This is a genomic window from Saccharomonospora azurea NA-128 (assembly GCF_000231055.2).
In the GTDB taxonomy this organism is placed as follows: domain Bacteria; phylum Actinomycetota; class Actinomycetes; order Mycobacteriales; family Pseudonocardiaceae; genus Saccharomonospora; species Saccharomonospora azurea.
The window spans coordinates 332,742-340,751 of sequence record NZ_CM001466.1; the positions used below are offsets into that span (position 1 = coordinate 332,742).

The window sequence follows — 8,010 nt, forward strand, 5'->3', positions numbered from 1 at the left end:
GTGGGGCGTCACGTGTGCGTGGGGCAGGCGCGCGCTCGGCCGTGACCGAGCACGATGATGCGTTCGCGCGGTACGGCGAGTGTGCAGACGATCTGGTCGAGGGCCGTGGTCGACAGCACCTCGGGCGGGAGAGCCGTGTCCACCACTGTCCTTCCGCCTGGGTCGGTGAACACCGTGAACGGGGCGGCGTCAGGTGGAACGTCGCTGCTGAGGCCACGCGCGCTTTCGTCGCGGGTCGGACCTGCAGCGAGGAGTGCGAGTAGTTCTCCGGGCGGCAGGGGACTGCTGGGACGGTGAACGAGTTCGAGCTTGCCGTCCTGCACCAGGAACAGGACGATCATGTCGTCCCGTTCGGCAGCGCCGCTCGGCGGCGACGCGCCTCGGATGACGCCGCTCGGCTGCACCCCGCACGCGGTGAGGAGCAGCGTGAGGAGCAACGCCGTGAATGCTCCGGCCGAGCTGTCGTGCTGGGGACGCCTCACGATTCCTCCTCGTCGGACCGGTCCGTCCACCGGGGCAGAAGCAGCCTGAACACGGCTCCGCCGTCCGGGGCGTTGGTGGCCGTGAGGTCGCCGCGATGCGTGTCGCTGCGGTGCAACCGCGCGTTCTCGCGCGCGATGGCGAGTCCGAGACCGCTGCCGTCGGATCGGGTCCTGGCCGCGTCCGCCTTGTAGAAGCGATCGAAGATGTGGGGCAGCACCGAAGGGTTCACGCCCGGCCCGTGGTCGCGGACCTCGACGGTGATCAGCTCGGCGTCGGCGCGCAGTCGCAGCGACACAGGCGGCTCGCCGTGGCGGAGTGCGTTGCCTACGAGGTTGGCGACGACGACGTCGACGCGGCGAGGGTCGAGCCGGGCCGTCGTGGGCGGAAGGTCGGTGTCCACCCGTCCCGTCCAGCCGCGGGCCCGTAACGTCGCCTGTACCAGCGCGGACACGTCGATCTCGTCCAGAGTCAGCACGGCGGCGCCGGAGTCGAACCTGCTGATTTCGAGCAGATCGTCGACCAGCCGGGACAGGGCGTGTGTTTCCCGGCTGACCAGCCGGGCGGCTTGCCCGGTGTGGGCGGGCAGGTGGACCGCTTCCTCGTCGAGCACGTCCGTGACGGCCGTCATGGCCGCCAGTGGGGTGCGGAGCTCGTGAGACACGTCGGCCGCGAACCGGCGAGCGTCGGCTTCCAGCGCCCGGAGCCGTTCCACGTGCCGTTCGAGTTCCGCGGCGGTGTCGTTGAACGTGCGCGCGACGTCGGAGAGTTCGTCGGAACCCCGGACCGTGATCCTGGTGCGCAGGTCACCGGCACCCAGCCGCTGCGCCGCGTGACCGAGCTCCCGCGCCGGGCGCAGCACGCTGCGGGCGGCCAGCAACGCCAGCACGATCGCCAGCGCCACAGCGGCTCCGCCGATGGCCCACGCGGTGGCGGCGAGCTGGTCGATGCTGCGTTGCTCGGGTGCCAAGCTGCGGATGGAGTAGACCTCGATACCGGAGGGCCAGGCCGCTCCGTCGGGGTGGATGATCCGCAGCGGCGTACCGATGATCAGCAGGGGTTCGCCGTGCCGTACCACGCGTTGCCAGGCCACGTCCCCTTCGGCGACCGCCTGCCGCAGAGCCCGGGGCAACGCCTCTCGGGGCACGCTGCTCGACGACGTCAGATCCTTGTACATCGCGACCGTGGCGCTGTCCTGATCCGTGACCACGTCGGCGATGTACTGGAGTTGGCTGCGGTGGGGAGTGCCACGGGCCAGCGGGTAGACCGCGGACAGTCGGTCGGTCAGGGTCCGCACGCTCGCATCCTGAGTCCGCTGCAGGATGTCGTTGCGGGCCTGGACGTAGATCCCACCGGCGACGCCCGCCGTCGTCAGTGTGGACAGGAGGACGAACGCGAGCAGCAACCGCGCGCGCAGCCCGAGGGAGCGGCCGCGCCGTCCGCGCCAACGGATCACAGCGGGCCGAACCGGTAGCCGAATCCACGCACCGTCTGCACGTAGACGGGCGACGACGCGTCGTCTTCGAGCTTGGCCCGCAACCGCTGCACGCACGCGTCCACGATGCGCGAGTCACCGAGATATCCGTAGTCCCACACCGACTCCAGCAACTGTCTGCGGCTGTGCACGCGGCCGGGGGTGGCCGACAGGACGAGCAGCAGACGCAGTTCCGTCGGCGTCAGCGTGAGGGGCTCGCCGCGCTTGGTGATCATCAACCCGGCCCGGTCGATGCCCAGCTCCCCGTGACGTTCCAGGTCGGACTGTTCCCGGCCGATGCGGCGGAGCACCGCTCGGATGCGCGCTTCGAGCACCCGCGGCTGTACGGGTTTCACGACGTAGTCGTCGGCGCCGGCCTCCAAGCCGGCCACGACGTCCATGTCGTCACCCCGGGCGGTGAGCATGATGATCGGCACGTCCGTCGTGGCACCGGCTCGGCGGCAGACCTCGAACCCGTCCATGCCGGGGAGCATGAGGTCGAGCACCACGACATCGGGAGGGTCCGTCCGGAGCCGGTCCAGTCCCTGTTCACCGGACTCCACCGCGTCCACGGTGTGCCCCTGCCGGGACAGGGCCAGTTCAAGACCTTCTCGGACTGCGGGATCGTCCTCGATCAACAGGATTCGCGACATGGTGGGGCTGAGCATAGTGATCGTCGTTTCGCCTTTCCGGCGCCCGTCGCGGCCGACGCCACCGCTCGACCGGATCTCGTGGAAGAGTCCAGAAGGCATTGACCGGGCAGAAATCCGTCGAGCAGCGGCCTCAGCGGGCTGGGGCGTCACGGCGCTCCTCGCGCCTGAGTGCGGTCTCGATGAGGATGTCGAGCAGGTCCGCGTAGCCCAGACCGGCTTCGGCCCACATCTGCGGGAACTGCGAGTTCACGGTGAACCCGGGGAAGGTGTTGACCTCGTTGACCACCGGGGTTCCGTCCGGCGACAGGAAGAAGTCGACTCGCAGCAGGCCCGCGCAGCCCAAGAGCTCGAACACTCGCAGTGCCGTGGCCCGCAGCGTCGCGGTGGTTTCGGCATCCAGGCGGGCCGGTATGTCGAAAACGGCACCACCGTCGGTGTACTTGGCCTGGTAGTCGAACACCGACTGGTGCGGTGCCAGCCGAATCTCCAATGGCGGGCCCGCCTCGATCCGTTCGTCCGGTAGCTCCAGCACTCCCACGTCGATCTCCCGGCCGTGCAGGGTCTGTTCGACGAGCACCTTGCAGTCGTCGGCACGGGCCGACGCGATCGCCGCGGGCAACGACTCCCACGAGTCCACACGCGACACACCGACACTGGATCCGGACCTCGCGGGCTTCACGAACACCGGAAGCCCGAGGCGGGTCCGCTCGTCCTCCGACAGGAGGGTTCGCCCGGTTCGCAGGACGACACCGTCCGCCACCGCCAACCCCGCGCCGGCGAGCAGCTTCTTCGTGTACTCCTTGTCCATCAGTCTTTCGGCGAGGGGACCCGCTGCTTTAGCTGCGGGGTGAATCGGCGCTACGTTTCGCGCCTTCCGTTGTCAACCTGCACCGAGTGTCCCTCGCACCCTCCCTTCGATGGTTATACCTGCGTCGTGTGTATAATTAGGCTGTGTCTGCGACCAGGAAAGTCCGCCGGTTCTCCGGTGGCGTGTACGACCTCGGGCTGCACGTGGTGTGGTGCCCGAAGTACCGCCGCCGGGTCCTCGGTGGCCGGGTTGCGGAACGTCTGGACGAGCTGATCCGGGAGAAAGCCAACGAGCGCGGCTGGACAGTCGTGGCCCTGGAGGTCATGCCCGACCACGTGCATTTGTTCGTCAAGCACGACCCGAAGTCGTCTGCCTCGTACGTGGCGAACCAGTTCAAGGGGTTTACTTCACGGGTGCTGCGTGAGGAGTTCCCGCACCTCAAGTCGCGGCTTCCGACGTTGTGGTCGTCGTCGTACTTCGCCGCTTCGGTCGGCTCGGTCAGCGCCGAGACCGTGCGGCGGTACATAGATACCCAGTGGGAGCGGGTGTAGCCGTGCGTCGCTCGTACAAGTTCCTTCTCCGCCCGACCAGCAAGCAGCAGCAGGCGATGCGGGCGATGCTGGCCGACCACTGCGACCTGTACAACGCCGCGTTGCAGGAACGCCGCGACGCCTACGCGCACCCGTCGAAGACCAGCGTTCGCTACGGCGACCAGTCCGCACAGCTCAAAGACATCCGAACCGCAGACCCTGACGGACAAGGCCGGTGGTCGTTCTCGTCGCAGCAGGCGACTCTGCGCCGGTTGAATAAGGCGTTCGAGGCGTTCTTCCGCCGCATCCGCAACGGCGACGAACCCGGATACCCAAGGTTCAAGGGCAAAGGGCACTTTGACACCGTCGACTTCCCGAAAGACGGCGACGGGTGCCGGTGGAACTCCACCCCGCACGACACCCAGGTCCGCGTGCGCCTGCAAGGCGTCGGCCACGTCCGCGTGCACCAGCATCGTCCGGTGCAGGGTCGGGTGAAGACGGTCAGCGTCAAGCGCGAGGCGAACCGGTGGTTCGTCGTCCTGTCCTGCGACGACGTGCCCGCTGAGCCGCTTCCCGCAACCGGCCGGGCCGTCGGCATCGACATGGGTGTCGAACACTTCGCGACCACCAGCGACGGCGAGCGCTTCGCCAACCCCCGGCACGCCCGACGCGCTGCTGACGAACTCGCCGAAGCGCAGCGCGCGCTGGACGCGTTCCCGAAACGTGTCCGGAAGTCGCTGCGCACCAAGAAGCACAGACAGTCCGCGCGCAGGGTCGGCAAGCTGCACGCCAAGGTCCGCCGCCAGCGGTTGGACCACCACCACAAGACCGCACTCGCGCTCGTACGCGCCCACGACGTGATCGCGCACGAAGACCTCAACATCAGCGGCATGACCGCCGCTGCGAAACCGAAAGCAGATTCGGATCAGCCCGGTGTGTTCCTGCCCAACGGGGCGACGGCTAAGTCCGGTCTGAATCGGTCGATCCTCGACGCGGGTTGGGGGCAGTTCCTCGGGATCCTGGCAGGCAAGGCTGAAAGCGCCGGTCGCCACGTGATCCGGGTAGACGCCCGCAACACCTCCCGCACGTGTGCCGAATGCGGGCACGTCGCCAAGGAGAACCGCGTTAGTCAAGCCGAGTTCGTCTGCGGACGCTGCGGGCACGCAGCGAACGCCGACGTCAACGCGGCGATCAACATCGCAACCAGGGCCGGGCTGGCCCTCTCCGACGCTGCTTGAGCAGCACCGGAGGAAGCCCGCCGCTTTAGCGGTGGGTGGAGTCACCCCGATGGCACTGGGCAGGATGCCGTTGCCGACGAACGGCAGGCCGAAGAACTCCAGCAGTGATTGCAGACTTCCGTCCTCGCCGTACCTGCCGTGAAGCGCGGGGAAGACGACGTCGACGTCGGCGAGCCGGTCGAACGCCTGAGGGATGCCGTGGAGGGCGGCCACCTTCGCGGAGCCGAACGTCTCGCTGAAGTCGGCGAGCGCACGCGCACCGTCGGTGCGGAGTGCTTCGGGAGCGTCGACGCCCACGATCCAGGTCCCGTCGGTCTCGATCTTGACAGGCACCACCTCGTAGCGGGTGCGGTCGAGATGAGACAGGATGCTCGCCGCGGACGCGCAGGACACGTCGTGCTCGCTGTTCCTGCCACCGAACACGACGGCGACGCGAACTTTCCCTCTGTCAGACAACGGTGTTCCCCTCAGTGCTGGTGTGGGCTGCTGCTCCGCCGAGGTAGCGGCGCGGCACCCGATCGCCGATGCCCGTGAAGATCTCGTGGGGCAGCGTGCGCGCCCACTGCGCCCACTCGTCCACGGTCGGTCCTCCGTGCTGTTCCGGAGCGAGCAGCACCACGTCGTCACCCGGCTGCGCGGCGAGCGCACCGAGGTCGACGACGAACTGGTCCATCGCGATCCGCCCGGCGATGGGACGGCGCCGGCCTCCGATACGCACCTGTGCCCGACCGCCGGCCAACCGTGGCACGCCGTCCGCGTAGCCGAGCGGAACGAGGGCGAGACGGCCGTCGCGCGGCGTGGCGTAGTCGTGCCCGTAGGACACGCCGGTGCCCGCGGGCACGTCCTTGACCAGCAGGATGTGCCCGCGCAGCGTCAACGCCGCCCGCAGTCCGAACCTCCGCCCGGCCACGGGCTCCACGCCGTAGAGCCCGATGCCGGGACGGACGAGCTCGTAGGCCGATCGGGGCGAGTTCAGCGCGGCCGCGGAGTTCGCCACATGGCGCAGCTCGGGGTCGAGACCGGCCTCGCGCGCGAACGCCACCGCGTGATCGAAGCGTGCGAGCTGCGCGGACGTGTGGGCGGAGTCGGGATCGTCGGCGCTGATCAGGTGGGACCAGACACCGCGCACCCGCACCAGCCCGTGCCGTTCCAGGTTCCTCGCGGCCCGCACCAGCGCGGGCCACTGCCGCTCCGGGGCGCCACCCCTGCTCAGGCCGGTGTCGAGTTTCAAATGGACGCTCGCGGTCCGGCCGAGATCGGCGGCGCAGGCGGCGATCGCGTTCACGTGCGCGACCGACGACACCGACAGATCGACGTCCGCGCGGATGGGGCTGCGGAAGTCCGTACCCACGCCGTGCAACCAGCTCAACACCGGCGCCGTGATACCGGCAGCGCGGAGTCGGAGGGCCTCCTGCGCGGTCGCGACGCCGAGCCAGCTCGCCCCGTGCGCGAGCACCGTCCGGGCGACCTCGATCATGCCGTGTCCGAACGCGTCGGCCTTCACCACAGCCATGACGGCGGCCGGACCGCTGCGGTGGGCGATCAACTCGGCGTTGTGCGCGATGGCGTCGAGATCGACGATCGCTTCGGACATCGGACGATTCCGCCCAGTCGATGCCGCGGCGGCCGACGTTCGGGACGCCACACGCGGCGGGCTCTGCATCACCACCTGAGCCAGCATGATCAAGCGATGTCCCGGCTGCGTCCGGACTGTGTCATGGTCGTGTCACGACCGCGGCCGGGGCTCGCCTTGTCGCACAGTTGTGACACGCGGAGGGCAACACGCGAACATCCGCCGCCGACGGTGGGTGTCATGAACGAATCACGGATGCGGCGCTGCCGAGACCGGGTGTTCGCGATGGTCACCGTTTCCCTCGCGGTGCTGCTGTTGCCGGTGGCGTTCCTGTCCCGCCCAGGACGTGCCCGCGAGCTGGCGTGCGCCTGGGCCCTGCGTCTGCGGTTCCCGGCGGAGGATCTGACCGGCCTGACTCCCGGCGCCAGGGCGGCGTTCGACTCCGCCCGCACCGATGCGCTGTGGCGTCACGGTCGACTCCTCGGCCTCACCTCCGGGCACCGCGAGCCGTCCGTTCAGCAGAGGCTGTTCGACGAGGAGGTGCGCAGGTCCGGCTCAGCCGCGTCGGCGCGGCTGCTCGTCCTCCCACCAGGGGAGTCCAGTCACGTCAAGGGCGTCGCGCTCGACGTCCGGCCGAAACAGGGGGCGCGATGGCTGGAAGAACACGGTGCCCGCTACGACCTCTACCGCACCTACGACAACGAGTGGTGGCATTTCGAGCACCGGCCCGGGGGCGTGCCGCCGAGGCGGCTGCCCTACCCGGGCGCGATTCTCGATCAGGACACCGTCCCCCTGCGAACGAACGGTGTTCGGCTCGCGCGCTAGCACGAGCTGGGAAGGCGGTCGTGGACAGCCGTGCGGACTCCGCTCACGCAGCCCCCGGATCGAGGTGGGCTTGGAGGTCGGACGTGCTGAACGACCCACTGGTGTTCGGCCTGACCAGCAGCAGCACGGCGGACGTGAGCATTCAGCATGGCGACCAGCCACGGCGGACCGTCCACGTGTCACGCGACGCCGGTGGTGACGGTGAAATCGAGGGACAGGGTCGTGCCGAAGCCCTGCCGGGACAGGACGATGTCGTCGACCGGCTCGGTGCCACCGGCATTGTCGGCCACCATGGCGCTCCCCAATTCGGTCGTGGCCTGGCTGCAGGGAAAGCACAGCGCCGCTGGCGGGCGTGGGCAGTGCCGACGGCCAACCCGGAGGGGGATCCGTGTGCTCGGTGCCCGCGCTGGTCGCAGATACCGACCACGA

The 8,010-nt window shown here is 69.1% G+C and carries 8 protein-coding genes and 1 pseudogene; 3 read left to right on the plus strand and 6 right to left on the minus strand.

Annotated features, from left to right (window positions below; all coding sequences use genetic code 11):
• Window positions 1-8: 8 nt before the first annotated feature.
• From SACAZDRAFT_RS01610 to SACAZDRAFT_RS01625, 4 genes are all read right to left on the minus strand, one after another.
• Window positions 9-482: a hypothetical protein gene (locus tag SACAZDRAFT_RS01610; RefSeq protein WP_005438015.1), complete on the minus strand. Its 474-nt coding sequence runs from the start codon at window positions 480-482 to the stop codon at window positions 9-11.
• On the minus strand, window positions 479-1,936 hold the full coding sequence (locus SACAZDRAFT_RS01615; RefSeq protein ID WP_005438016.1) for a sensor histidine kinase: 1,458 nt from the start codon (window positions 1,934-1,936) through the stop codon (window positions 479-481). The genes SACAZDRAFT_RS01610 and SACAZDRAFT_RS01615 overlap by 4 nt, the downstream gene beginning before the upstream one ends.
• Window positions 1,933-2,607, minus strand: a complete 675-nt coding sequence (locus tag SACAZDRAFT_RS01620; RefSeq protein ID WP_005449014.1) for a response regulator transcription factor — start codon at window positions 2,605-2,607, stop codon at window positions 1,933-1,935. The genes SACAZDRAFT_RS01615 and SACAZDRAFT_RS01620 overlap by 4 nt, the downstream gene beginning before the upstream one ends.
• Before the next feature lie 130 nt (window positions 2,608-2,737).
• Window positions 2,738-3,415 carry an ATP-grasp domain-containing protein gene (locus SACAZDRAFT_RS01625; RefSeq protein WP_040927613.1) on the minus strand — a complete coding sequence of 226 codons (678 nt, stop codon included), beginning with the start codon at window positions 3,413-3,415 and terminating at the stop codon, window positions 2,738-2,740.
• A 143-nt stretch (window positions 3,416-3,558) separates the two neighbouring features.
• On the opposite strand from SACAZDRAFT_RS01625, the gene tnpA reads away from it, so the two are divergent.
• Window positions 3,559-3,966, plus strand: coding sequence for an IS200/IS605 family transposase (tnpA, locus tag SACAZDRAFT_RS01630; RefSeq protein WP_005438020.1), 408 nt, complete (start codon window positions 3,559-3,561; stop codon window positions 3,964-3,966).
• 56 nt (window positions 3,967-4,022) lie between these two features.
• The gene (locus SACAZDRAFT_RS01635) at window positions 4,023-5,183 is read left to right on the plus strand and encodes an RNA-guided endonuclease InsQ/TnpB family protein (RefSeq protein WP_231641193.1); all 1,161 of its coding nucleotides are present in this window, start codon (window positions 4,023-4,025) and stop codon (window positions 5,181-5,183) included.
• 132 nt (window positions 5,184-5,315) lie between these two features.
• On the opposite strand, the pseudogene SACAZDRAFT_RS24105 reads toward SACAZDRAFT_RS01635, so the two are convergent.
• Window positions 5,316-5,606: pseudogene (locus SACAZDRAFT_RS24105) on the minus strand (D-alanine--D-alanine ligase); the annotation flags it as partial.
• Window positions 5,607-5,631: 25 nt separating this feature from the next.
• Complete coding sequence (alr, locus tag SACAZDRAFT_RS01640; RefSeq protein ID WP_005438023.1) at window positions 5,632-6,777, minus strand: alanine racemase; 1,146 nt, start codon at window positions 6,775-6,777, stop codon at window positions 5,632-5,634.
• A 219-nt stretch (window positions 6,778-6,996) separates the two neighbouring features.
• Between alr and vanY-N the strand changes: the two genes are divergently transcribed.
• Window positions 6,997-7,581 carry a D,D-peptidase/D,D-carboxypeptidase VanY-N gene (gene vanY-N / locus SACAZDRAFT_RS01645; RefSeq protein WP_005438025.1) on the plus strand — a complete coding sequence of 195 codons (585 nt, stop codon included), beginning with the start codon at window positions 6,997-6,999 and terminating at the stop codon, window positions 7,579-7,581.
• Window positions 7,582-8,010: the final 429 nt, after the last annotated feature.

Coding starts and splice junctions, on each gene's coding strand:
- SACAZDRAFT_RS01635 (WP_231641193.1), top strand. CDS start 4,023: ATGCGGGCGATGCTGGCCGACCACTGCGACCTGTACAACGCCGCGTTG.
- SACAZDRAFT_RS01620 (WP_005449014.1), bottom strand. CDS start 2,607: ATGTCGCGAATCCTGTTGATCGAGGACGATCCCGCAGTCCGAGAAGGT.
- alr (WP_005438023.1), bottom strand. CDS start 6,777: ATGTCCGAAGCGATCGTCGATCTCGACGCCATCGCGCACAACGCCGAG.
- vanY-N (WP_005438025.1), top strand. CDS start 6,997: ATGAACGAATCACGGATGCGGCGCTGCCGAGACCGGGTGTTCGCGATG.
- SACAZDRAFT_RS01625 (WP_040927613.1), bottom strand. CDS start 3,415: ATGGACAAGGAGTACACGAAGAAGCTGCTCGCCGGCGCGGGGTTGGCG.